This window comes from Arcobacter sp., from assembly GCF_050300555.1.
In the GTDB taxonomy this organism is placed as follows: Bacteria; Campylobacterota; Campylobacteria; order Campylobacterales; family Arcobacteraceae; genus Arcobacter.
In genome coordinates this window covers 226,767-249,491 of the sequence record NZ_JBNKXY010000001.1, presented here as the reverse complement: position 1 = coordinate 249,491, position 22,725 = coordinate 226,767, and the positions used below count along the sequence as shown (strand labels likewise).

The following is a 22,725-nucleotide window of genomic DNA, read 5'->3' as shown; positions in this document are numbered from 1 at the left end:
ATAAGCAATTAAAGGATTTCTTTGCCATTTCAAAAATTAGGTCTTAGTCAAAAAATAAATAAAGCACTTGATAAGAATGTATATAAAAATCCTACTCTTATTCAAAAAAAAGTTATTCCTTTAGTTTTAGAACATAAAGATATCATGGTTAAAGCACAAACGGGAAGTGGAAAAACTGCAAGTTTTGTTTTACCTATTTTGCAAATGTGGACAAATAAGAAGCATGAAGGTAAACCTAAAATAAACTGTTTAGTATTAACTCCCACAAGAGAATTAGCACTACAAGTTTCAGAAGCTTTTATTATCTTTAGTAAATATTTGCTTAAGAAACCTAAAATAGTAAGCGTGATTGGCGGAAAGAGTATCGGCGAGCAACTCTTAGATATACAAAAAGGATGTGATATTGTTGTTGCTACAACAGGAAGATTACTTGATATTTTAAAGAAAAAGCAGATGAATTTATTAAATCTTGAATTTTTAGTTTTAGATGAAGCAGATAAGATGCTTGATTTTGGTTTTGAAGAGGAGTTAGAGTTACTTTTAGAGTCTTTACCTAATAAACGTCAAAATCTTCTATTTTCAGCAACATATCCTAATAAAATGTTAAATATCGCATCAAAAATAACTTTAAATCCAATTGAAGTGTTTATTGAAAATGAGAAAATAATTGTTGAAACAATTAATCAAAGAGTAATAGAGGTAAATAAAGAAAATAGAAGTGCTTTATTGAGATATTTAATAAAAGAAGAAAATTGGAATCAAATTTTAGTTTTTATGGCAAATAAACGTTCATGTGATAATTTAGCTTTTAAATTTAGAAAATATGGCTTTGAAGCTGAATCTTTTCATGGTGATTTAATTCAAGATGAAAGAAATAACACTTTAGAGGATTTTAAATCAAAAAAAATAAAAGTTTTATTTGCTACAGATATAGCTGCAAGGGGACTTCATATAGATAATATTTCTTGTGTAGTAAATTATGATTTACCTAGATCTCCTGCTGATTATATTCATAGAATTGGTAGAACTGGAAGAGCTGGTAAAAGTGGTATTTCCATATCATTTATTTCCCATGAAGATAAAGAACATTTTGCATTAATTGAAAAAAGAAGTGATATAAACCTTAAAAAAGAGCAAATTGAAGGCTTTGAATTAATAGGCACTCCTATTAAAAAACAAAAGGGTTCTGCTCCTATAAAAGGTAAAAGAAAAAGTAAAAAAGATAAATTAAGAGAGCAACAGGCTTTAAAAAAAGATTAGATAGTTTTATATATCATAATAAAAAGTGTACCTATATATAAAAATAGTACATATTTTTTATAAGAAGTGATATTAATCATATGTTTTATTTTTATTCCAAAATAAACACCAATTAACGATGCAATACCAACAGTTAATCCTTGAGTATAAAGCATATGTCCATGATAGCTTAAAGATATAAAGCCAGCAGTTGAGGAAAAAATCACAAAAAATAGACCTAAAGTTGTTGCTTTTTTTAAATCATAATTCATAAAAGCTACTAAAATAGGAGTTAACATAATAGAGCCTCCAACTCCAATACTCATTGCAATAGTTCCTATTATAATACCAACAAAAATAAGAAGTAATTTTGAATGATTTTTTTCTTTTCTATCATGTACAGCAGGCGTTGAGAAAATTTTTAGAATTGAGGCAATTAAGATTATTATAAAAAAGTATTGTAGAGTTTCATTGGATAGGGAGCTTACTATAAATCCAGAATTTAATCCTCCTAAAAAACCACCAATTCCAATTAAAACTCCATCTACAAAAACTCCAGATTGTTTTTTACTATTTAAAAAAGATCCAAAAATAGAACTAAATACCATTTGCATAACTGAAATTGCAATAGCTTCTTTCATAATAAATCCAGCCATTAAAAGCATAGGTACAAGTAACATTCCTCCACCTACACCAAAAAAACCAGATACAAATCCAGTCAATAATCCAAATAGTAGTAGCTCAAAAATCATTATTTAATAGAGTTCATTGCAGTTATAAATTTTTTATAAATACATTCAAGTTCTGTATCTTCATTACTTAAATCAATACCGTCATATTTTTTAATGGCATGTTCAAGTACAGCAACTCGTTTTAATAAGTATTCAAACATCTCTTTATTGATATCTGGTAAATCACCATGGTTAAGTTTTCCATTTTTGTCATCTCTTTTGATGATTTTTGCTGGAACTCCAACTGCTGTAGAATTTTTTGGTACATCACAAATTACAACAGAATTTGCACCAATTTTGCTATTTTTTCCAACAGTAATATTTCCAAGAACTTTTGCACCACTTCCTATTACTGAGTTTGATTTTATGGTTGGGTGTCTTTTTCCTTTACTTAAACTTACTCCTCCAAGAGTTACCCCTTGATATATTAGTACATCATCTTCAACAATAGCGGTTTCACCAATAACTACACCAATACCATGGTCTATAAATACTCTTCTTCCAATTGTTGCAGCAGGGTGTATATCCATATTGCAGAAAAATTGAGTAAGTCCCATAATTATTCTAGCAGTCAGTTTAAAATTCTTTTTATATAGTTTATTTGCAATTCTATGATTAATCACAGCCCAAACACCAGGGTAGTTAAATAATAGTTCAATATTTGAGTTTAACGCAGGGTCATTTAATTTTGGGACAGAAAAATCCTCTTTGATTTGTTGCCAAAGAGATATTTTTTCTGTTTGTAGTTCAGTTTTTATTTCACTGTTATCATCATTCATAATAACTCCATATAGTTTTTAAGTAGCTATTTTCATTTAGATATTTTTGTAAATCTTTATAAATATCTGGTTTTAAATTTTTACTTAAAATATTTTTTATTTCATCAGTATCATAATCTATATCTTCAAGAATATCAATAATTTTTTGAGATTCTAAGATTTTTTCTAATACAACTTTACCATCTTTAAATACAATATTTACTTCTGTTGGGTGAGAAAATAAATTATGTTTCATACCCAAAGTATCTTGATATGCACCAACATTAAAAAATCCTAAAAAATAGTCTTCTTTATTTAGATTTACATCATGTAAATAAAGTGGTTTTTTCAAATCAAATGGAATCTCTCCATCACTATCACAAGTAATGTCCCATAAAGAAGCGCTTCTTGTAGGATTTTCATTTAAATGTGTAATTGGCATAATAGGAAATTCTTGATCTATACCCCAATAATCAGGAAGTGATTGAAATAGTGAAAAGTTTAATAAATATTTTTCTTGAATATTTTCATCAAGTTTTTTTAACTCTCCATAATCATCAATTTGTAAAAGAGAAATAGCTTTTTTGATTATTTGATGTGTTAAAATTTCTGCATTTGATCTATCTTGTAAATCAATATATCCTAAATCAAATAGAGTTAAAAGTGATTCCATATGGTCAATACTATCGTGCATATACTCATATGCTGTTTTTTTAGTCATATCCCTATGTAAATCATATAACTCTTGAATAAGTGGTGGATTTGTTTCTTTTAGTTTTAAATGATCAAGTTCATATTCCGATGAAAAAAGTTCTAAAACAGGAGTTATAAGAACAGTTGAAGCAGCAGATATAAATCTTCCTGATTCAGTAAAGATATTAGGTTCATCAACACCTTTTTGTTTCGCAATATCTTTTAGTGTAAAAATAACATCGTTTGCAAACTCACTTAATGAATAAAATCTTGTTCTCTCATAAGCATTGTACTCAACTGCTAATCCACCACCAATATTTATTGATGATAAATTATTTGCACCTAAGTTTTTAAGTTCAGCATAAATATGTCCTGATTCTCTTAATGCTTTTTTTAAAGGCTTAATAGAATTCATTGCGGAACCTATATGGAAATGAATCATTGTAAGAGAATCAACTATATCATTTTCCTCCATAAGTTCATAGGCTTCAAGTATCTCTGTAGAAGTTAAACCAAATTTAGAGTTTATTCCTCCACTTTTAGCCCATAATCCACTTCCTCCACTGTGAAGTCTAACTCTTAGCCCTATATTAGGACATGCCAATTTTGTCTCTTTTAAAACTTCTATAATCATCTCAAGTTCGTTTAAACCTTCAATAATCAAAGTAATATTATGTCCCATCTCTTTTGCAATAAATCCAAGATGAATCATCTCTTTATCTTTAAAACCATTTACAGTAATTGGAGAACCAAGGTTATTATATGTCATTGCAATAATAAGTTCAGCCTTGCTTCCAGCTTCCAATCCATAATTAAACTTTTTTCCTTCTTGTACTAAAGGATGAATAAAGTTTGGTAATTGGTTTACTTTTAAAGGAAACACTGCATTAAATGTTCCTTTATAGTTATATTCATTGATACTTGCATTAAATACATCAAAAAGTGTATTAATTTGTTTTTTTGTTATATGTGGGAATCTTAATAGCAAAGGGCCTTTAAAATCCTGTTTTCTAATATCTTTAACAATAGATATTAATGTTGGTTTACAGTCAAAATTAATTTTTGCTAAACCATCTTCAATTATAAAATTATCATCACTCCAGATGTCAATACCATAATTATTCACTATTAAAAATCCTCTAATTTTAAATTTTGTTCTTCTTGTGTTTCAATGTTTTTTACATAAATTGTGCCATTTTCAAGTTCTGTCTCTCCAATTAGTGCAACAATATTCGCTCCATGTTTTTCAGCTATTTTAAAATGTTTTCCAAATCCTCTTGAACTATAGTCCATTATTGTTTTTGTAGTTTTTCTTTTCTTAATTGCAATTTTTGATAAAGTATTTAAAGCTTCTTCACTCATAGCACCTAAATATATTGTATCACTTTGTATGTTTTTTGGTTTAATTAGTTCAAGTAATCTCTCAATTCCAATTGCAAATCCAATACCAGGAGTTGAACGACCTCCTAAAAACTCTACTAATCTATCATATCTTCCACCACCTGCAATTGCACTTTGAGCACCAATTTCATTTGATGTAAATTCAAAAGCAGTTTGAGAATAATAATCTAAACCTCGAACCAAGTTTGAATCTATAACATAACTTATATTATTAAAATCTAAAATCTCTTTTAATTTTTCAAAATCACTATCACATTTTTCACATAAGTTATCTGTGATTTTTGGAGCATTAACTAAAAGTGACTGACATTTTTCATTTTTACAATCTAAAACTCTAATAGGATTTGTTTCTATTCTTCTATTACAATCTTCGCAAAGTTCAGTTTTTATATTAGATAAAGTTTTTACAAGATTTTCTTTGTAAGTAGGCATACAAGTAGGGCAACCTAGTGAGTTTAGTTGTAATGTAAAACCTATACCAAAGAAATCTAAAATCTCTTTTAACATCATAATTATATTTGCATCTTCATAAACAGAATCTATGCCAAAAACTTCACAACCAAATTGGTGAAACTCTCTTAGTCTTCCTTTTTGTGGTCTTTCATATCTAAACATTGGTCCATAGTAATACCATTTATATGTTCCACCAGCTCTATCAAATTTGTTTTCAACAAAGCTTCTTACAACTCCTGCTGTTCCTTCTGGTCTAAGACATACATCATTTTTGCCTTTGTCTATAAATTGATACATCTCTTTATTTACAATATCACTACTTTCTCCAACACTTCTTTTAAAAAGTGCTGTTTCTTCTAAAATTGGCGTTTCTATATATGTAAAGCCATAGTTTTTAGCTATTCTTGAAGCATTTTCAATAAAATATGTAAAAAGTTCACTATCATTTCCTAAAATATCATTCATTCCTCTTAGGCTTTGAATATTTTGTTTACCCATTAATAAATTCCTCAATTTTCTTTGCAATTTCATCTATACTTAAACTAGCATCAATAAAAATATAATTTAAATCTAACATCTCAATAGTTTTTTTCATTCTATTTTGAATATCAATTAAATAATCAATTCCCCTTGATTCAATGGAATCATTTGATTTATTGCCTAATCTATTTGTTAATTCTTCTTTACTTAATTCCAATAAAATAGTGTGTGTTGGCAAGGTGTTTTGAGTTGCTATTAAATTTAGAGTTGTAACTATCTCAATTGGTAGGTTTGAAGCATAAGCAATACCAGAAATAACTGATCTATCTGAAATAATCATTTTATCTTTATTGGGTTTTATTACCTCTTCAATATGTTCAGCTCTATCAGCTAAAAATAAAAACATCTCTGCAACTTTTGATTTTGCTTCACCATTAAGTGCCATTTCTCTTAATTTAGCTCCTAGTTTTGTAGCTCCTGGCTCTTTTGTAAAAATGGCTTTATTAAATTTTTTTGATAAAATCTCTAGTTGAGTAGATTTTCCTGCTGTATCAATTCCCTCTATTACTACATACATTTTAAAACCTCTTTTGGAACTAAGTGTTCAAATTTTCCTTTATATAATATAATTTCTCTTACAATTGTTGAACTAACAAAAGCATTTTCAAGTGTTGGCATAAGGTATAAAGTCTCTATTTGTTTGTTTATTGAAGAGTTTGCATATCCCATTTGTAATTCATATTCAAAATCACTAACTGCTCTTAATCCTCTGATAATAGTTGTAATATTTAAGCTAGAAGCAAGATCAACAAGTAAAGTATCAAATCCTACAACTTTTACTCCTGAAATATTTTTTGTAGCTTCTTTTGCAAATTCAACTCTTTTTTCATGTGAAAACATTGGTTTTTTTCTTTCACTTTTTGCTACTGCTATTACAACTTCATCAAAAATATTTGCTGCTCTTTTTATAATATCCATATGTCCATTTGTAATGGGGTCAAAAGTACCCGAATAAATAGCACTTTTGTAGGATAATATTTGTTCATTATTTGTTTGATTCATCATCTTTCCATCTCTTATATAAGCTATTTTCTATTCCTAAACTATCAAACCATTTTCCAATAATAAAGTTTTCCATTTCCTCAATTGTACTGTTATTTGAATAATAACCTAAAATTGGTGGTGAAATTGTAACACCCAATGATGACAATTTGGCCATGTTTTCTAAAGCAATTAAAGAAAATGGCATTTCTCTAGGTGCAATTAGAACTTCTCTTTTCTCTTTTAAAGATACAGCAAAAGCTCTTGTGATTAAATTATCTGCAAAACCATACGCACATTTTGCTAAGGTATTCATAGAACATGGAATTATTACCATTTTGTCTATTTTGAATGAACCAGATGCAATAGGTGCAGCTATATCACTGTTCTTAAATATTTTGATATTTTCTTGATTTATTAAATCTTCAAAGGCTAAATTGTTTTCATATTTTAAAGCAATTTTTGCACTTTTTGATATGACAACAAAAGCTTTAATATTTTTTGGTAAAAGTTTTAAAAATCTTATTCCTAAATTTACTCCACTAGCACCGCTTATTGCTACAACTAATCTCAATTTAGATCCTTTTTTCTTGGATAAAATAGTGATATTAGCTTAAAAAATCTTTATTTTCAAATATTAACTCCTTATGTTTTTAAGTTTAAATTGAAATAAAAGCTTGAAAAGTTAAAATTTAAGCTAATATTTATAAATGGAATGTTAACATTTTGTATTACTATAAATAAACATAAAGCAATCATTTTGTATAATTTCTTATATTTTAATTATACTAAATGTCTAAGGATAATCTATGTCAAAAATATTCACTTATTTAAGAATAAACAAAAATAATAAATCATATACAAAGTTGCAAGAAGAGAAAATAATTAATTATGTAAAAGAACATAATTTACAAATTTATCATAATATTGAAGTGGAAATTAATACTCCTTCTGAAGAAAAAAATATTATGGAGTTACTTAAATCTTGTCAAATGAATTCAACACTTTTGGTTTATGACTTAAATGTTTTTGGACGAACTGTTGAAAGAATTTTAGAGATAGTGAAGTTCTTATTAGAGAGTAAAATAAGAATATTAGTTATAAAACAAAACTTAGATTTGGTAGATAATAATGATATGTTAACAAAGATGATTCTTGGTATGATTTCTATGACTATAGCATTAGATAAAGAGTTAATGAGTCTTAGAACAAAAGAGGCTCTTACTGCAAAAAAATTAAAAGGTGAAAGTTTAGGTAAACCTAAAGGAACTATTCAAAAATCTAAATTTGATAAACAAAGAGACAAAATAGAAGAACTGCTAAGTGTAGGTTTATCGGTTAGAAAAATTGCTAAATTATTAGGTTATAACAATCATATTGGTTTAAACAACTACGTTAAAAAAAGAAATATAAGAGAACAATCATCTTCTTTAGAAGAACTAGCTAGTTAAAAAATATACATTTATAATTACTTCAAAAATATTATTGTATTATATTGCCTATTTAAAATTTGGAGAATATATTATGAAAGTATTATTATTAAAAGATGTAAAAGGTACTGGTAAAGCTGGTGAAGTAAAAGAGGTTTCTGATGGATATGGGAAAAATTTTTTAATTGGAAAAGGTTTAGCATTACTTGCAACAAACGAAGTTTTAAATAAACATAAAGCTCAAATGAGAAAAGAAGCTGAAAAAGAAGCAGCTGAGATTGAAGAAGCAAAAGAAATTGCAAAAAAATTAGATTCTCAAAAATTTACAATAAAACATAAAATAGGAGCTAACGGACATTTAATTGGTTCTGTAACAAATAAAGAAGTTAGTGAAGTATTAAAAGAACAAGCAGATATCGATTTAGATAAAAAACATATTACATTAAATTCTAAAGTAAAAACTGTAGGTATTTTTGAAGCTGATTGTAAGTTGGGTCATGGAATCCACGGTACAGCTAAAATTGATGTAATTGCAGAGTAAAAAATGTTTGATGCTACTACGATATTAGCTTATAGGGCAAAAGATAAGGCTGTAATTGGTGGTGATGGACAAGTTACTTTTGGAAATACTGTATTAAAAGGTAATGCCACAAAAATAAGAACGCTATATAAAGATAAAATTTTAGCTGGTTTTGCTGGAAGTACAGCAGATGCTTTTAATTTATTTGATATGTTTGAAGCTCATTTAGAAAATACAAAGGGTGATTTGTTAAAAGCTGTAATTGCATTTTCTAAAGAGTGGAGAAAAGATAAAGTTCTTAGACGTCTTGAAGCTATGATGATAGTTTTAAATAAAGAACATATTTTTATTTTATCTGGAACAGGTGATGTTGTTGAACCAGAAGATGGAATGATAGCTTCAATTGGAAGTGGTGGAAACTTTGCTATTTCAGCAGCACGTGCACTTCAAAAACACTCGAATTTAGATCCTGAAGATTTAGTAAAAGAGTCACTAATGATTGCAGGTGAATTATGTATATATACAAATCAAAATATCAAATTATTAAAAATTGAGGATTAACAGAAATGAATATGACTCCTAAAGAGATTGTAAAATTTCTTGATGATTATGTAATTGGTCAAGATGATGCCAAAAAAACAATTGCATTGGCACTTAGAAATAGATATAGAAGAATGCAATTAGATCCTGAAATCCAACAAGAAATTATGCCTAAAAATATTCTTATGATAGGAAGTACTGGTGTTGGAAAAACTGAGATTGCAAGAAGATTAGCAAAAATGATGAGTCTTCCTTTTGTAAAAGTTGAAGCTAGTAAATATACAGAAGTTGGATTTGTGGGACGTGATGTTGAATCTATGATTAGAGATTTGGTTTTTGCTGCAGTTGATTTAGTAACAAAAGAGTATGAAGAAAAAATACAAGATGGAATTGAACAAGAAGTAAATAAACAAATAATTGAAAAGCTTGTTCCTCACTTACCTGAAGGTGCAACGGAAAGTGCAAAAGAGTCTTTTATAAAAACCTATAATAAAATGGAAGAAAAATTACTTAATGGTGAACTTGATGAGAGAATCATAGAGATTGAGCTTCCTAAAAAAGCCCATGTAGAAGTTATTGATTCTTCTTTTCCAATTGATATGACATCTATGCAAGAGAGCTTAAATAATATGTTAGGCACTTTAAATAAAGACAAAATAAAAAAAGAAGTAAAAATAAAAGATGCTAAAAAGCTTTTAAGAAGTGGAGCAAGTGAAAAATTAATCGACCAAGAATCAATCAAACAAGAGGCATTGAGAAGGGTTGAAAATGGTGGAATTATATTTATAGATGAGATAGATAAAATTGCTTCAGGTAAAAATAATCAAAATCAAGACCCAAGTAAAGAGGGAGTACAGAGAGATTTATTACCAATAGTAGAAGGAAGTAATGTGCAAACAAAATATGGACAAGTAAAAACTGACCATATTTTATTTATAGCTGCAGGTGCATTTCATGTAAGTAAACCAAGTGATTTATTACCTGAACTTCAAGGTAGATTTCCTCTAAGAGTTGAATTAAATGCTTTAGATGAAGAGGCTTTATATAAAATATTGACTAATACGAAAAACTCTTTGTTGAAGCAGTATAAAGCACTTTTAGAAGTTGAAGGTGTAAATTTAGAATTTGAAGATGATGCAATTCGTGCATTTGCAAATTTATCAGTTGGCGCTAATCAAAAAACTGAAGATATTGGTGCAAGAAGATTACATACCGTTATAGAAAAAGTTCTAGAAGATATTAGTTTTAATGCAGATGAAAAAAGTGGTGAAACAATTACCATAACAAAAAAGTTAGTTGAAGATAAATTATCTGATATAGTAAAAGATGAAGATACTGCAAGATATATATTGTAGTTTTTATTTTTTTTAGATAAAATAATTTGAAGTAAGAAATTAAAAAGGCAAAACCATGAAAATAGTAACTTTTTGCAATATTGATGCGAAATTATTGGACCCTAGTTTTACAGTAGAGAACTATGAAGAAACATCAGGAGAAGCAGATATTGCAATTATAGATATCAACTCAATATTCGATTTTGAAGAAAACAAATCAGTTTCATGTAAAGACAAATATGTATCTATTGCAATTTTAGATGATGAAGATGATTATGATGCGTTCAAAAATTTTGGTATTGATGCCTGGATTAAACATGAAGATATTTCAAAAATAAATGAATTAATTTCACTATTGAAAAAAAGGTTTTTATCATAATAATTGATACTCACTGCCACTTAGACAATAAGCAATATTACGAGGATGTTGATGAAGTTATAGAAAATGCGCTTAAAAATGGAATTAAAGGTTTTTTAATTCCCGGTGCAGATTTTGAAGACTTACCACAAGCTATAAAATTATCTGAAAAGTACAAAGAAGTTTTTTTCTCTGTTGGAATACATCCTTATGACGCACCTTCATATGATGAAAATATTATGAAAGAATATGTAAAACATCCTAAGTGTATTGCTATTGGTGAGTGTGGATTAGACTATTTTAGACTACCAGAAGATGAAGAAGAAAAACTTCAAGAAAAACAGCTTCAAAAAGAGGTTTTTATATCACAAATAAAGTTTGCCAAAAAAGTGAAAAAACCTCTTATTGTACATGTAAGAGATGCGTCAGATGACTCAAAAACTATTTTAGAAAAGTATGGAGCACATGAAGTTGGTGGAGTTTTACATTGTTATAATGCAAGTGAACATTTACTAAGTTTGAGTGAACATGGTTTTTATTTTGGAATAGGTGGAGTTTTAACTTTTAATAATGCTAAAAAGCTTGTAGAAGTTTTACCCAAAATTCCATTAGAAAAGTTAATTATTGAAACAGATGCTCCATACTTAACTCCACATCCCCATAGGGGAAAAAGAAATGAACCTTTTTATACAAAATTTGTATGCGAAAAAATGGCAGAAATTTTAAATTTGAGTGATGAAGAGGTTCAAAATTTAACTACAAATAATGCAAAAAAACTGTTTAAAGAGTTTTCTAGCATAATTTAGATAAAATCTCTACTATTTACACAAATAGGATAGATAATTGATAAAAATCTTTTTAATAATTGCCACTGTTTTTTTAAGTGCTAATGCATCGCTTATAGGTAGTAATTTTTCCCAAAGGGACTTACAAATCTTAAAAGAGCTGGATATTGATCCAGCTTATATTACAGATTATAAATTACAAAAAACATATAATAGATATTTACAAAATATACAAGATAAGTACGTAAATAGGTTTAATAGAGCTTCATTATTTGTACCAAAAGTAAAAGAGATACTTAGAGAAGAAGGACTTCCTGAGACTTTTTTATATTTAGCAATGGCAGAGTCTAGTTTTACTCTAGATGCAAAATCAAGAGCAAGAGCTACAGGAATGTGGCAATTTATGCACAGTACTGCTAGAAACCTTGGGCTTAAAAATGATATTTATGTTGATGAGAGAATGGATGTAGTTAAATCAACATATGCAGCAGCTAAATATTTAAAATATTTACATGAACAATTTGGAAAGTGGTATCTTGCAGCAGTTGCTTATAACTGTGGACAAGGAAGAGTAATTGAAGCAATTACTAGAGCTACAATTGATTTATATGAAGATGAAAATGGTAAAAAAAATGATAAAGCTGATGAAATTAAAAAATTTAGAAGAACTATTACTTTATATCAACAAAAAAGAGTTAAATTTGCTGAATTGAATAAAATATACAAAGAGGTTTTAACATGGGATGTTAAGCCTGATATTTATGAACTTTTGATGGAGCAAAAAAAAGTTAGAAGACAATATTTACCAGAAGAGAGTAGAGGTTATATTAGAAAAATAATTTCACTAGCAATGATGAATAATCAAAGTTTTGTAACAGAAAATGACCATGCACATATTAGAAATATTGGTATAACTTCGCCAATTGCAACAGTTAGTGTAAAAGGTGGATTACATTTAAAAAACATTGCAAAAGCAATTGGTATGGAATACAGAGATTTAAAAATGTTAAATAAACATATTATTAGAAATGTTATTCCTACTTATAAAAATGACTATGAGATCTATATTCCATATAGTAGATTATCAATATTTAACCAAAATAAAATGAATATAGAACCAACAAAATATAAAATTCACATAGTACAAAAAGGTGATAATTTATTTGATATTGGTAGAAAATATGGAATTTCTTATAAGGCTATAAAAAGTTTCAACAAGTTAAAAAGTAATAAATTAGCATTAAAACAAAAATTGGTGATACCTTTTGTGGAAGGTACAGAGTTAAAAACAAAAGATTATTATGTAAAAAGTGGTGATACTCTTATATCAATTGCAAAAATGCACAGAATTGACTTAGATAAATTAATGAGTGATAATAATTTAAAAAATAGCATCATAAAAAAAGGAGATAAACTTGTTATTACGTATAGATAATTTGATTAGATTAGTAAGTACATTATTTGTAGTATTTTTATTCACAGGATGTTTTTCCTCATCAAGTTATAACTATAGTAATTACAATATATTTAAAAGAGATAGAAGTAGTATTCATGTCCCTGATCAAAAGATTAAAAACTCTGAAGCAATGCATAGGGCAACAATGCGGCCTTATCAAGTATTTGGTAAATGGTATTATCCTACATTAGCAAAAGTTGGAGATACGCAAGTTGGTATTTCATCATGGTATGGACCAAACTTTCATGCAAAACCTACTTCAAATGGTGAAATTTATAATATGTATAAAGCAACTGCCGCACATAAAACTTTACCTATGAACACTATGTTAAGAGTTGAAAATCTAGAAAATGGAAAATCAACAATAGTAAGGGTAAATGATAGAGGACCTTTTGTGGGAACTAGAATAATTGACTTATCAAATAAAGCAGCAAGAGATATTGATATGGTTGGAAAAGGAACTGCAAAAGTTAAAATTACAGTTTTAGGGTTTCATGCAAAAATTGCTCAAACTAAAGAAGAAAAAGAAGAAGTTGCAAGTGTAGGAAAATATTTCTTACAAGTAGGTGCATTTAGTAAGTATGAAGGTGCTAAAATTACTCAAAATAAATTTAAAATGATATTAGAAGATGGATATGATGTTATAATTAAAAAAGGTATTTTTAATAACAAAGATATAAATAGAGTTTGGATAAGTGGATTTAGATCAGAAGAAGAAGTTAAAGATTTCAAAGAGAAAAACTCTTTAACTGGCGCTATGATAATTGCTGAGTAATAGGAAAAAATATGGCTGAAATTAATAGAAAAACAAAAGAGACAGATATTAGTTGTAAAATTAACGTCAATGGGACAGGAAAATCAAATATTAACACAGGTGTTGGTTTTTTTGACCATATGTTAGAGGCACTTTCAAAGCATAGTGGTATTGATATAGATTTAACTTGTAAAGGTGATTTGTATATTGATGCCCATCATACAGTTGAAGATTGTGGTATTGTTTTAGGAAAAGCTTTAAAAGAAGATATCTTTCCAATACAAGCAGTTGAAAGATATGGAAATGCAACAGTAGTGATGGATGAAGCTTCAACAACTTGTGCTTTAGATTTATCAAATCGACCTTTTTTAGTTTATGAAGTAAATGTAAGTGGAAAAGTTGGAGAATTTGATGTAGAACTTGTAGAAGAATTTTTTCATGCACTAGTTATGAATGCTGGGCTTACAACACATATAATTAGTGAGCGAGGAAGAAATAAACATCATATCTTAGAAGCTAGTTTTAAAGCTTTTGCAGTAGCTTTAAGACGTGCAATGGCTAGAAATGAAAGATTAGGAATTCCAAGTACAAAAGGTGTTTTATGATTGAGTTAATTGTTCTAGATGTAGATGGAACATTAACTGATGGGAAAATTACTTATACGAATAATGGTGATGAGATAAAATCTTTTGATGTGTCAGATGGTTTAGCTGTTGCTGTTTGGACAAAAAAGTTTGGTAAAAAAGCAGCTATTATAACAGGACGTAAATCATCTTTAGTAGAAAAAAGAGCAAAAGAGTTAAATATTGAACATCTTTATCAAGGTGTTCATAATAAAGATGAAGTTTTAGCAGATATTTTGAAAAAAGAGGGAATCTCTTGGAATCAAGTGGCAGCTATTGGTGATGATTTAAATGATTATAAAATGTTAAAAAAAGCAGGGCTTTCTTTTACACCTCAAAATGGCTCAAAATACATAAAAGAGATAGTAAATGTAGTTTGTGAAAATAGAGGTGGAGAAGGTGCTGTAAGAGAAATGATGGAATATATCTTCAAAGAAGATGGTTTAGAAGAGGAATTTTTGAAGTTATGGCAATAAAATATTTTACATATGTATTGTTAATTGTATCTTTTATATCTGCAATACTTTCTATTGTTCCAAAAGAAAAAGATAAGAGTGATGAAGAACAACCTCAAATAGTATTTGAAAACTCTACATTATACACTTTTAATGTGGATAATTTAGAAAGAATAGTTAATTCTACTAGAGCTATGAAGTATAAAACAAAAGATATTATGTATGATGGAAGAATTATATTAAGAAGAGTTGATAATGGTACAGATTATATTAAATCTGATGTTATTATTAAAAGAGTGGAACAATATAAATTTTTAAACAATGTAAAATATAATAGAGAGAATAATATTATTTTAAATACAGATGAACTTTTTTATAATGGTATTACAAAAATTGTCACAAACACTATAGAGTTTGATGGAATTTATAATAATAGTACAATTAAGGGAAAAGCACTATATTTAGATACAAATAAGTCAATTTTTATGGCAAAAGATACGCATTTTGAAGTTTTAATGGATAACAATAATAAAGGTAGTAAATGAGATTTTTTTTAATAGTTAGTATGTTTTTTAGTTTTTTATTTTCGGAAAAATTAATAATAGATGCAAAAAAATTTGAAGCATATGATGAGAAGGGTTTATCAATTTTTACTGGCAATGTAAAAATGGTAAAAGCAAGTGATGAATTAGAATCAGATAGATTAGATGTATATTTAAGTGAAAAAAAACCAAATACAAAAAGAGAGCCTATAAAATACATAGCAACTGGCAATGTAAAGTTTAAAGTAAAAACAGCAGATAAGTTATATGAAGGGAAGGGTGATAAAGTTGTTTATGAACCACAAAAACTTAAATATGTTATTACTGGAAATGGATTTTTAAAAGAGGTTATTGAAGATAAAAGACTTTTTGGTGATAAAATTGTTATTGACCAAATAACAGGTGAAGCAAAAGTAACAGGAAGTGAAAATAAACCAGTTAGATTTATAATTGATTTAGCAGATAAAAAACCTAAAGATAAACCTTTAAATACAACGGAAAAGATTGAGAATAAACAATGAGAATAGTTGATGCAAATTTTATGCAATCAGCTCAAAGTGTTGCTGATTCTCCAAGTCCAGATGTTGCAGAAGTTGCATTTTTAGGGCGAAGTAATGTGGGAAAAAGTTCACTTTTAAATACTCTTACAAATAGAAAAGGTCTTGCAAAGTCATCTTCTACACCTGGTAAAACACAACTTATAAATTATTTTAATATTAAGTTTAAAACAGAAGAAGAAAATGGTATGCCACCTGATTTGTATGCTAGATTTGTAGATTTACCAGGATTTGGATATGCAAAAGTTTCTAAAAGTTTAAAAGCAGAGTGGAATCGAAATCTTACAGGATATTTGGAACAAAGACCAAATTTACAGATGTTTATACATCTAATTGATGCTAGACATCCAGAACTTGAAATAGACAAAAATGTGGATGAATTTTTAGAAAAGATAAAAAGAGGTGATCAGCTAATTGTTCATGCTTTTACAAAAACAGATAAGCTTAAACAAAATGATTTAGCAAAATTAAAAAGAGAATACCCTGAGGGTATTTTCATATCAAATCTAAAAAAAAGAGGTATAATTGACCTCCAAAATAAAATTACAGGATATTTGTTTGGAAATTAGATTTTATAAACCAACAACTAAAGATATTATCTCTATGCAAGAACTTGTAAAAGGTGAAGTAGAAAAGGGGACTATTCTTCTTCGAACAGAAGATGAGATGGCAAATACTATTCGTTCTTATACTGTAGTAGAAGTTGACGGTAAATTAGCTGGTTTTGTTGCAACTCATATTCACTCTATAAGACTTGCAGAAGTGCGAAGTTTAATTGTTTCTAAAGATTTTAGAGGCTTAAAGCTTGGAAAACAATTAGTTGAAGCATGTATAAAAGAGGCTAAATTTTATGGTCTTGAACAGCTTTTATCTCTAACTTATGAACAAGGTTTTTTTGAAAGCTGTGGTTTTAGAGTAATAGAAAAAGACCAAATACCTGAACACAAAATCTGGGCTGATTGTATAAGATGTAAACATTTCCCAGTTTGTGATGAAGTGGCTATGGTTTTTGATCTTTAAAGCTACTATTTGGAATTTCCACCAATAGCTTTTTTTTTAATCTTTTATAATAAAAATATATTTTTGACATAAAAGAGTCTATAAAATATCTTTTATAGACTCTTTTATGATTACAGGTACGAAAAACATAGAAACTATATACGAGATTAAAGTACCTCCAATTAATGCAACACCTAATCCTCCAAAAACTGCGTCAGTTGCCAAAAGTGAAGATGCAAATACCATTGTTAAAACTGTTAGTATGATAGGTTTAGATCTTGTAGCTGTTGCTTGTGCTATTGCTTTATTTATTTCCATATTTTCTTCAACAATTAATTGCTTTGAAAAGTCTATGATAAGGGTTGAATTTCTAGAATTTATACCAATAAGTCCAATAAACCCAATAAGTGAAGTAGCAGTTAAATAGAATGTATCACTTGTGAAGATATCCATAATAAAATGAGCAAATATTACTCCAATAATAGATATAAAACTTGATAGTACAATTCCACCAGAGAGAGAAAAACTTTTATAATATATCACCATTAAGAAAAATATTAAAATAAGTGCAATAATAAAAGCGCCACCCAAATCTATAAATGTATCAATAGTAACTTTTAATTCACCATCCCAAACAAGCTTAAATATTTCATTTGTATTTTTGTCTTTAAATTCAAGGTTTAGCATATTTGTTTTTGTTATGATATATTTATCTAATAAGCTATTTAGCATCTCTTCTCTTGCATCAAGTAAAGGATATATTTGACTTTCTTTATCTGTTTCTGCAATAACATTTATCATATTTTCTAGATTTTTTGAAGTTATTGTTGGTTTTTTTAATATTTTTTCAATTTTTACAAATTCAGATATGGAAATCATTTCACCATTTTTATTTAAAACTTTTAGCATGGAGAGTTTATCTTTTAGATTTTCAATTGAATTAGTTTCTAAAAGTCTACTATCATCTAGTCTTAGATATAGTGGTATTTGATTTTCAGCACTTGCTTCATTTACATATCCTATTTCCATACCTTCAAAAGCTAGGTAAAGTATATTTTTTACTTGTGCTAAACTTACAAAACTTTTAGCTACTTTTGTAGAATCAAGCTTTAATGAATACTTATAAAATGGCTTTGTAGCTAATATATCCACATCAACTAAGCTTTTTTGATTTTTTAATATTTTTTCAATTTTTAGTGCAAAGTTACGTTGGCTTTCAAAACTATTTCCTCCATAAATTTCTGCAACTATTGAAGCAAGTACTGGAGGACCTGCTGGAAGCTCTATGAATTTTATATTCGCTTCGTGAAGTGAACATTTGTTTTGGACATTTGCTCTAAGTGAACTTACAAGGTTATATGAATAGATATCTCTATAATCTGCTTTTTTAATATTTACCATAATTTCAGCTTGATTTTCATCACTTTTTAATGCACTACCTTTTACCATTCCTGCAAAGTCTAAAGGCTGTCCTTCTCCCAGAAAAACAGAGATAGAAGTTATTAAATCTATGTTTTTAAGTTCATTTGTTATACATGATGTTACTTCTTTTGTTTGGGATATGGAAGAACCATCTTTTAAATCAACATATATTGAAAAAGTATCAGAATCTTTTCCTGGAAGCATTTTTGCTTTTACGATTTTTGTAGGAAAAGTTGCAATACTTAAGATAAATAGAATTAGTGTAATTAAATATACTAATTGGGATTTTCGTTTACTTTCTAAGATATTATAAATAAATTGTTCTAGATTAAATTTTTTCATCAAATATCCTATAAAAATTTCTTAACTAAATATGGAGTAAAAATATATGCAATAAAAAGTGACATGAAAAGTGATATTGGAACAAACACAGGAAGAGGATGCATAAATTGCCCCATCATACCACCAACGAAAAACATTGGTAAAAAAGTCATAATAATAGCAATTGTAGCGATATTTGTAGGATTTCCTATCTCATTTGTAGCTTCTATTGTGATTTGTTCTAGTGATTTATTTTTATCTTTTTGCATAGTTCTATGTCTATGAATATTTTCAATTACAATAATTGCAGCATCTACTAACATCCCAAGTGAAACTAAAAGTGCAAAAAGTGTGATACGGTTTATAGTTTCATCAAGTGCATATCCTACAAATAAGGTTAAAGCCAAAATCATAGGCACCATAATAGAAACGATAATTGCCTCTTTTAATCCAAGTGAAAATACAAGTAGGAAAAATATTATAACTATAGATATAATTAAGTTCATAACAAGTGAATTTACAGCATTGTTTGCAGTAAAACCATCATCTCTAGTAATTATATATCCTATGTGCTCTTTTTCTAAATTATCTTTTATCTTTTCTAAGTAAGCAAAAATATTTTTATTTATTTCAACAGAGTTTGCACCTTTTAGTTTTGAAACAGTTAGTGTAATTTGCTCTTTTTGTGCTAAATCATTTGTATAAATATAAGCTTCTTTTTTATTTTGAATATCATAGCTTCTTTTAATACTTGCAATACTACTTAGATAAATAGGGGAGCCATATTGGGAAGTTATAATAATATTTTTTAAATCATTGGCTGTTTCTATGGCACTTTTTATTCCAAATACCAAAAGTTCACCACTTGTTGTACGCCCTTTTATATCAGGAGTTTCATATGATAAAGCTTTGATTGCTTCAGATACTTGTCCTAGTGAAAGTCCATAATAACTTAGTTTTTTTGCATCGATTAAGATGTTGTATTGCTCTTTTTTTTCACCTTTTAAATCAACTAAGGCTACATTTTCTATGCTATTTATCTCTTTTGCTATTTTATTAATTTTATTAAAAAGTTGTGTTTGCGATATGGATTTATCTTTTGCATAAAATGCAATACTAGCTATTGGAATATCTGTATCTATATCCATAGTTTTAATTATGGGTTGCATAGTTCCTTTAGGCATTAAATCCATATTTCTCATAACTTGGTCATAAAGTTTTAGATTTGATTCTTCTTTATCTTGTCCTATGAAATATCTAACTTGTACAATTCCTACTGAATCTTTTGCGTAAGAATAAATATCTTCTACACCTTTTATCTCTTTAATCTTTTTTTCAAGTGGCTCTATGATTACTTTTTGTATTTCATCAGCTTTAGCTCCAGGCATAGCAACAATCACCGCACCTCCTGAAACTTTTATTTGGGGATTTTCTTCTCTTGGTGTGAATACAAGTGCAAAATAGCCTAATAACAATATTACAATCCCTAAAATCATGGTTAAAGGATGATTTATAAAAGTTTTAGCAAGTTTTCCTGCGATATTTTCATTTTCTAATTTAATGTCTTGATTCATAGTTATTCTTTAATTGAAATAGAAACTTTTGCATACATTCCTGGTAGGATATCTTCATTTTTTGTAAATGAAATTTTTAGAATAAATGTATGAGCCATAGGATTAGAATTTGGAATAATAGATAGGATTTTTCCTTCTGTTTTGTAATCAATTGAATCAATAAAAATTTCAACTTTATCACCTTTTTTTACGTATTTTAGGTCATTTTCATTTATTTGAGTCTCAATTTTTAAAGTTGAGAGGTCAGAGATAATAATTGCTGGCATACCAGGCATTGACATCTCTCCTACTTTTATTGATTTTTTAATTATAAGTCCATCATTTGGAGCTTTTACTTTTAAGTATCTATATTGATTATTTAGTTCATTAAGTTTTGAATTTGCTATTTTTAAAGTGTTTAATAGGGTGTTGTATTTTAACTCCAATTGTTCCAAATCAAATTTAGATACTAAATCTTTTTCATACAATCTTTTATATCTTTCATAATTTAGTTTTACATTTTCAAATTGATTTTTATATATTTCAATATTTAATAAAGCTTGTTCTTTTTTATTATCAATTTCAATTGAGTCAATTTCATAAAGTAAAGTGCCTTTTTTTACCTTATCTCCTTCATTTACTCTTATACTTTTTATATATCCCATATTTCTACTTGAAATTATCTTTTCATTATCAGAAATTACAGATGCACTTAAATCTAACTCTCTTGCATGTAATAATGAGATAATAAAGATTGATATAAATAGTATGATTTTTTTCATTTTATTCCTTTAATGATTTTCCCATAGATAGTTTTAGTTTTGCTTTGTTAAATGTTAATTCAAATTTTGACATGATAACTTCCACTTGAGCTTTTTGTAGTGAAGCTTGTTGTATTAATAAATCAGTCATATTGATTAACTTATTTTTGTACATCTCTTCTGATTTATGTAAAATATCTTCAGCAAGATTTTGAGCTTTAATCTTTTCTGTTAATATCTCTTGGCTAGATAGATAATTTAAATAGTTTTCTTTTACTTCAAGTTTTATTGCATCTTTAAATTGTTCTTTTTGAAGCATTAGTTTGTTGTATTTGATTCTACTTTGCTCAAGTTTTGCCTCTCTTGTCATATCAAAAATCTTCATATTTAATCCAACTGTTGCTAAATAAAAATCTTGGTTTTCATTTAGCTCTTTTAACTTATCATTGCTGTATCCATATTCAATGTGAGCACCAATTTTAGGAAAATAATCAGCTTGTTTTATTTTGATATCTTTTTTTAGTGATTTTGTATTTAAATCAATATATTTTAAATCTTCTCTTTTTTCAAGGGCTTCATTTTGAATAGTTTTTAAATCAATATTTGAAATATTTACCTCTTCAAAACTTTTTACATCATCAATTTCAATACCTATTAAAAAACTTAAATATGAGTGTGATAATAAAACTTTGTTTTGAGCTTCTTTTAGTTTTGCATTTGTATTTAAATCGTGTACTTGTGCTTGTTGTAAATCGATTTTTGTAACCAAACCTTCTTTGTACATTTCATTTGCAAAGTTTACAAAAGAAGAAGTTGCTTTTTTTGCTTTTTTTACAGCTTTTACATATTCCTTTGAAGCAACACAGGCATTATAAGCTTTTAAAAGCTCTAGAGTTAGTAGTTTCTCATCATATTCATATTTTACTTTATTTGCTTGAATTTGTAAGTTTGCAATATCTTTTGCATTTGATAATTCAAAACCTGAAAATAGTGGAATATCATAAGTAAGTTTTGTTTCATAGTTTTCTACAGATTTTGGATAGTTTAAGTCTTTTGGTGCAGTTGTTAATGAACTAGGTCCAGTATATGAAGCTAATCCAAAATCAGCAAAGGTAGCTTTTCTAGAACTAAGTTTTGAACTAAATACATATCCTGCATGGTTTGTATTTGTATAAGTTTCTTTAAAAGATAAAGCTCCATAATTATTTGCAGATATTTCATCTAAAATTGCATGGCTTTGTTTAATATCTAACTTTTTTGATTTTAGTTCTTTATTGTTTTGTAGCAATAAATTAAGTGCTTCATCAAATGTTATCTCTTTTGCAAATGAAAAGAGTGAAGTAATAAATAATAGTATTAAAATTTTTTGCATAAATTACCCTAATATTAAAAAGCTTATTATATTAGGATAATAATTAAAATAATGTAAAATTGTTTTATTAGTTTATCTTATAAAATAAACTAATAAAAATATAAAGTAATATCCTATAAAATAGAGATTTTATAAAAATATTTAAAA

At 27.5% G+C, this 22,725-nt stretch carries 26 protein-coding genes; 15 read left to right on the top strand and 11 right to left on the bottom strand.

What is annotated here, in order from left to right; translation table 11 throughout:
- The first annotated feature begins 21 nt into the window (after positions 1-21).
- Entirely contained in the window at positions 22-1,260 is a 1,239-nt protein-coding gene (locus ACQY5W_RS01350; protein WP_428023131.1) for a DEAD/DEAH box helicase, read from the top strand.
- On the opposite strand, the gene ACQY5W_RS01345 is transcribed toward ACQY5W_RS01350, so the two are convergent.
- Genes ACQY5W_RS01345 through ACQY5W_RS01315 form a run of 7 tightly spaced genes read right to left on the bottom strand, consistent with a single transcriptional unit; the run spans position 1,257 to position 7,370 of the window.
- The gene (locus tag ACQY5W_RS01345) at positions 1,257-1,991 is read right to left on the bottom strand and encodes a sulfite exporter TauE/SafE family protein (protein ID WP_428023130.1); all 735 of its coding nucleotides are present in this window, start codon (positions 1,989-1,991) and stop codon (positions 1,257-1,259) included. The genes ACQY5W_RS01350 and ACQY5W_RS01345 overlap by 4 nt on opposite strands.
- Positions 1,991-2,749, bottom strand: a complete 759-nt coding sequence (cysE, locus tag ACQY5W_RS01340; protein ID WP_428023129.1) for a serine O-acetyltransferase — start codon at positions 2,747-2,749, stop codon at positions 1,991-1,993. The genes ACQY5W_RS01345 and cysE overlap by 1 nt, the downstream gene beginning before the upstream one ends.
- Entirely contained in the window at positions 2,742-4,550 is a 1,809-nt protein-coding gene (gene speA / locus ACQY5W_RS01335; RefSeq protein WP_428023188.1) for a biosynthetic arginine decarboxylase, read from the bottom strand. Before speA ends, cysE begins: the two co-directional genes overlap by 8 nt.
- Positions 4,550-5,773, bottom strand: coding sequence for a histidine--tRNA ligase (gene hisS, locus ACQY5W_RS01330; RefSeq protein ID WP_428023128.1), 1,224 nt, complete (start codon positions 5,771-5,773; stop codon positions 4,550-4,552). Before hisS ends, speA begins: the two co-directional genes overlap by 1 nt.
- Positions 5,766-6,332 (bottom strand): dTMP kinase, encoded by a 567-nt coding sequence (gene tmk / locus ACQY5W_RS01325; protein WP_428023127.1) that lies wholly within the window; start codon positions 6,330-6,332, stop codon positions 5,766-5,768. The genes hisS and tmk overlap by 8 nt, the downstream gene beginning before the upstream one ends.
- On the bottom strand, positions 6,323-6,817 hold the full coding sequence (gene coaD / locus ACQY5W_RS01320; protein WP_428023126.1) for a pantetheine-phosphate adenylyltransferase: 495 nt from the start codon (positions 6,815-6,817) through the stop codon (positions 6,323-6,325). The genes tmk and coaD overlap by 10 nt, the downstream gene beginning before the upstream one ends.
- Entirely contained in the window at positions 6,801-7,370 is a 570-nt protein-coding gene (locus ACQY5W_RS01315; protein ID WP_428023125.1) for a UbiX family flavin prenyltransferase, read from the bottom strand. The genes coaD and ACQY5W_RS01315 overlap by 17 nt, the downstream gene beginning before the upstream one ends.
- Positions 7,371-7,605: 235 nt before the next feature.
- Between ACQY5W_RS01315 and ACQY5W_RS01310 the strand changes: the two genes are divergently transcribed.
- The 14 genes from ACQY5W_RS01310 (at position 7,606) to ACQY5W_RS01245 (ending at position 17,170) form a co-directional block, all read left to right on the top strand.
- Positions 7,606-8,247 (top strand): recombinase family protein, encoded by a 642-nt coding sequence (locus ACQY5W_RS01310; protein WP_428023124.1) that lies wholly within the window; start codon positions 7,606-7,608, stop codon positions 8,245-8,247.
- Positions 8,248-8,320: 73 nt separating this feature from the next.
- Positions 8,321-8,767 carry a 50S ribosomal protein L9 gene (gene rplI / locus ACQY5W_RS01305; protein WP_428023123.1) on the top strand — a complete coding sequence of 149 codons (447 nt, stop codon included), beginning with the start codon at positions 8,321-8,323 and terminating at the stop codon, positions 8,765-8,767.
- A 3-nt stretch (positions 8,768-8,770) separates the two neighbouring features.
- A complete protein-coding gene (gene hslV / locus ACQY5W_RS01300; protein WP_428023122.1) occupies positions 8,771-9,307 on the top strand; it encodes an ATP-dependent protease subunit HslV in 537 nt (178 codons plus the stop codon).
- Between the two features lie 5 nt (positions 9,308-9,312).
- Entirely contained in the window at positions 9,313-10,641 is a 1,329-nt protein-coding gene (hslU, locus tag ACQY5W_RS01295) for an ATP-dependent protease ATPase subunit HslU (RefSeq protein ID WP_428023121.1), read from the top strand.
- A gap of 55 nt (positions 10,642-10,696) precedes the next feature.
- Positions 10,697-10,999 carry a hypothetical protein gene (locus ACQY5W_RS01290; RefSeq protein WP_428023120.1) on the top strand — a complete coding sequence of 101 codons (303 nt, stop codon included), beginning with the start codon at positions 10,697-10,699 and terminating at the stop codon, positions 10,997-10,999.
- Positions 10,996-11,784: a TatD family hydrolase gene (locus tag ACQY5W_RS01285; RefSeq protein ID WP_428023187.1), complete on the top strand. Its 789-nt coding sequence runs from the start codon at positions 10,996-10,998 to the stop codon at positions 11,782-11,784. The genes ACQY5W_RS01290 and ACQY5W_RS01285 overlap by 4 nt, the downstream gene beginning before the upstream one ends.
- A gap of 37 nt (positions 11,785-11,821) precedes the next feature.
- Entirely contained in the window at positions 11,822-13,198 is a 1,377-nt protein-coding gene (locus ACQY5W_RS01280; protein ID WP_428023119.1) for a transglycosylase SLT domain-containing protein, read from the top strand.
- The gene (locus tag ACQY5W_RS01275) at positions 13,179-13,994 is read left to right on the top strand and encodes a septal ring lytic transglycosylase RlpA family protein (protein ID WP_428023118.1); all 816 of its coding nucleotides are present in this window, start codon (positions 13,179-13,181) and stop codon (positions 13,992-13,994) included. Before ACQY5W_RS01280 ends, ACQY5W_RS01275 begins: the two co-directional genes overlap by 20 nt.
- Positions 13,995-14,005: 11 nt before the next feature.
- Positions 14,006-14,578, top strand: a complete 573-nt coding sequence (hisB, locus tag ACQY5W_RS01270) for an imidazoleglycerol-phosphate dehydratase HisB (RefSeq protein ID WP_428023117.1) — start codon at positions 14,006-14,008, stop codon at positions 14,576-14,578.
- A complete protein-coding gene (locus tag ACQY5W_RS01265; RefSeq protein WP_428023116.1) occupies positions 14,575-15,072 on the top strand; it encodes a KdsC family phosphatase in 498 nt (165 codons plus the stop codon). Before hisB ends, ACQY5W_RS01265 begins: the two co-directional genes overlap by 4 nt.
- The gene (locus ACQY5W_RS01260; RefSeq protein WP_428023115.1) at positions 15,063-15,596 is read left to right on the top strand and encodes a hypothetical protein; all 534 of its coding nucleotides are present in this window, start codon (positions 15,063-15,065) and stop codon (positions 15,594-15,596) included. The genes ACQY5W_RS01265 and ACQY5W_RS01260 overlap by 10 nt, the downstream gene beginning before the upstream one ends.
- Positions 15,593-16,114: a lipopolysaccharide transport periplasmic protein LptA gene (gene lptA, locus ACQY5W_RS01255; RefSeq protein WP_428023114.1), complete on the top strand. Its 522-nt coding sequence runs from the start codon at positions 15,593-15,595 to the stop codon at positions 16,112-16,114. The genes ACQY5W_RS01260 and lptA overlap by 4 nt, the downstream gene beginning before the upstream one ends.
- Positions 16,111-16,719 (top strand): ribosome biogenesis GTP-binding protein YihA/YsxC, encoded by a 609-nt coding sequence (gene yihA, locus ACQY5W_RS01250; RefSeq protein WP_428023113.1) that lies wholly within the window; start codon positions 16,111-16,113, stop codon positions 16,717-16,719. The genes lptA and yihA overlap by 4 nt, the downstream gene beginning before the upstream one ends.
- Positions 16,709-17,170, top strand: a complete 462-nt coding sequence (locus ACQY5W_RS01245) for an N-acetyltransferase (protein ID WP_428023112.1) — start codon at positions 16,709-16,711, stop codon at positions 17,168-17,170. The genes yihA and ACQY5W_RS01245 overlap by 11 nt, the downstream gene beginning before the upstream one ends.
- A gap of 78 nt (positions 17,171-17,248) precedes the next feature.
- On the opposite strand, the gene ACQY5W_RS01240 is transcribed toward ACQY5W_RS01245, so the two are convergent.
- Genes ACQY5W_RS01240 through ACQY5W_RS01225 form a run of 4 tightly spaced genes read right to left on the bottom strand, consistent with a single transcriptional unit; the run spans position 17,249 to position 22,578 of the window.
- Positions 17,249-18,913: an efflux RND transporter permease subunit gene (locus ACQY5W_RS01240; RefSeq protein WP_428023111.1), complete on the bottom strand. Its 1,665-nt coding sequence runs from the start codon at positions 18,911-18,913 to the stop codon at positions 17,249-17,251.
- Between the two features lie 8 nt (positions 18,914-18,921).
- Positions 18,922-20,466, bottom strand: a complete 1,545-nt coding sequence (locus tag ACQY5W_RS01235) for an efflux RND transporter permease subunit (protein WP_428023110.1) — start codon at positions 20,464-20,466, stop codon at positions 18,922-18,924.
- 2 nt (positions 20,467-20,468) lie between these two features.
- Positions 20,469-21,227 (bottom strand): efflux RND transporter periplasmic adaptor subunit, encoded by a 759-nt coding sequence (locus tag ACQY5W_RS01230; RefSeq protein WP_428023109.1) that lies wholly within the window; start codon positions 21,225-21,227, stop codon positions 20,469-20,471.
- A gap of 1 nt (position 21,228) precedes the next feature.
- Positions 21,229-22,578 carry a TolC family protein gene (locus ACQY5W_RS01225; protein WP_428023108.1) on the bottom strand — a complete coding sequence of 450 codons (1,350 nt, stop codon included), beginning with the start codon at positions 22,576-22,578 and terminating at the stop codon, positions 21,229-21,231.
- Positions 22,579-22,725 lie beyond the last annotated feature (147 nt).

What these genes read in the sequence shown, in the direction of transcription:
- ACQY5W_RS01345 (WP_428023130.1), bottom strand. Translation starts at nt 1,991, where the DNA reads ATGATTTTTGAGCTACTACTATTTGGATTATTGACTGGATTTGTATCT.
- cysE (WP_428023129.1), bottom strand. Translation starts at nt 2,749, where the DNA reads ATGAATGATGATAACAGTGAAATAAAAACTGAACTACAAACAGAAAAA.
- hisS (WP_428023128.1), bottom strand. Translation starts at nt 5,773, where the DNA reads ATGGGTAAACAAAATATTCAAAGCCTAAGAGGAATGAATGATATTTTA.
- tmk (WP_428023127.1), bottom strand. Translation starts at nt 6,332, where the DNA reads ATGTATGTAGTAATAGAGGGAATTGATACAGCAGGAAAATCTACTCAA.
- coaD (WP_428023126.1), bottom strand. Translation starts at nt 6,817, where the DNA reads ATGAATCAAACAAATAATGAACAAATATTATCCTACAAAAGTGCTATT.
- ACQY5W_RS01310 (WP_428023124.1), top strand. Translation starts at nt 7,606, where the DNA reads ATGTCAAAAATATTCACTTATTTAAGAATAAACAAAAATAATAAATCA.
- rplI (WP_428023123.1), top strand. Translation starts at nt 8,321, where the DNA reads ATGAAAGTATTATTATTAAAAGATGTAAAAGGTACTGGTAAAGCTGGT.
- hslV (WP_428023122.1), top strand. Translation starts at nt 8,771, where the DNA reads ATGTTTGATGCTACTACGATATTAGCTTATAGGGCAAAAGATAAGGCT.
- hslU (WP_428023121.1), top strand. Translation starts at nt 9,313, where the DNA reads ATGAATATGACTCCTAAAGAGATTGTAAAATTTCTTGATGATTATGTA.
- ACQY5W_RS01290 (WP_428023120.1), top strand. Translation starts at nt 10,697, where the DNA reads ATGAAAATAGTAACTTTTTGCAATATTGATGCGAAATTATTGGACCCT.
- hisB (WP_428023117.1), top strand. Translation starts at nt 14,006, where the DNA reads ATGGCTGAAATTAATAGAAAAACAAAAGAGACAGATATTAGTTGTAAA.
- ACQY5W_RS01265 (WP_428023116.1), top strand. Translation starts at nt 14,575, where the DNA reads ATGATTGAGTTAATTGTTCTAGATGTAGATGGAACATTAACTGATGGG.
- ACQY5W_RS01260 (WP_428023115.1), top strand. Translation starts at nt 15,063, where the DNA reads ATGGCAATAAAATATTTTACATATGTATTGTTAATTGTATCTTTTATA.
- lptA (WP_428023114.1), top strand. Translation starts at nt 15,593, where the DNA reads ATGAGATTTTTTTTAATAGTTAGTATGTTTTTTAGTTTTTTATTTTCG.
- yihA (WP_428023113.1), top strand. Translation starts at nt 16,111, where the DNA reads ATGAGAATAGTTGATGCAAATTTTATGCAATCAGCTCAAAGTGTTGCT.
- ACQY5W_RS01240 (WP_428023111.1), bottom strand. Translation starts at nt 18,913, where the DNA reads ATGAAAAAATTTAATCTAGAACAATTTATTTATAATATCTTAGAAAGT.
- ACQY5W_RS01235 (WP_428023110.1), bottom strand. Translation starts at nt 20,466, where the DNA reads ATGAATCAAGACATTAAATTAGAAAATGAAAATATCGCAGGAAAACTT.
- ACQY5W_RS01230 (WP_428023109.1), bottom strand. Translation starts at nt 21,227, where the DNA reads ATGAAAAAAATCATACTATTTATATCAATCTTTATTATCTCATTATTA.
- ACQY5W_RS01225 (WP_428023108.1), bottom strand. Translation starts at nt 22,578, where the DNA reads ATGCAAAAAATTTTAATACTATTATTTATTACTTCACTCTTTTCATTT.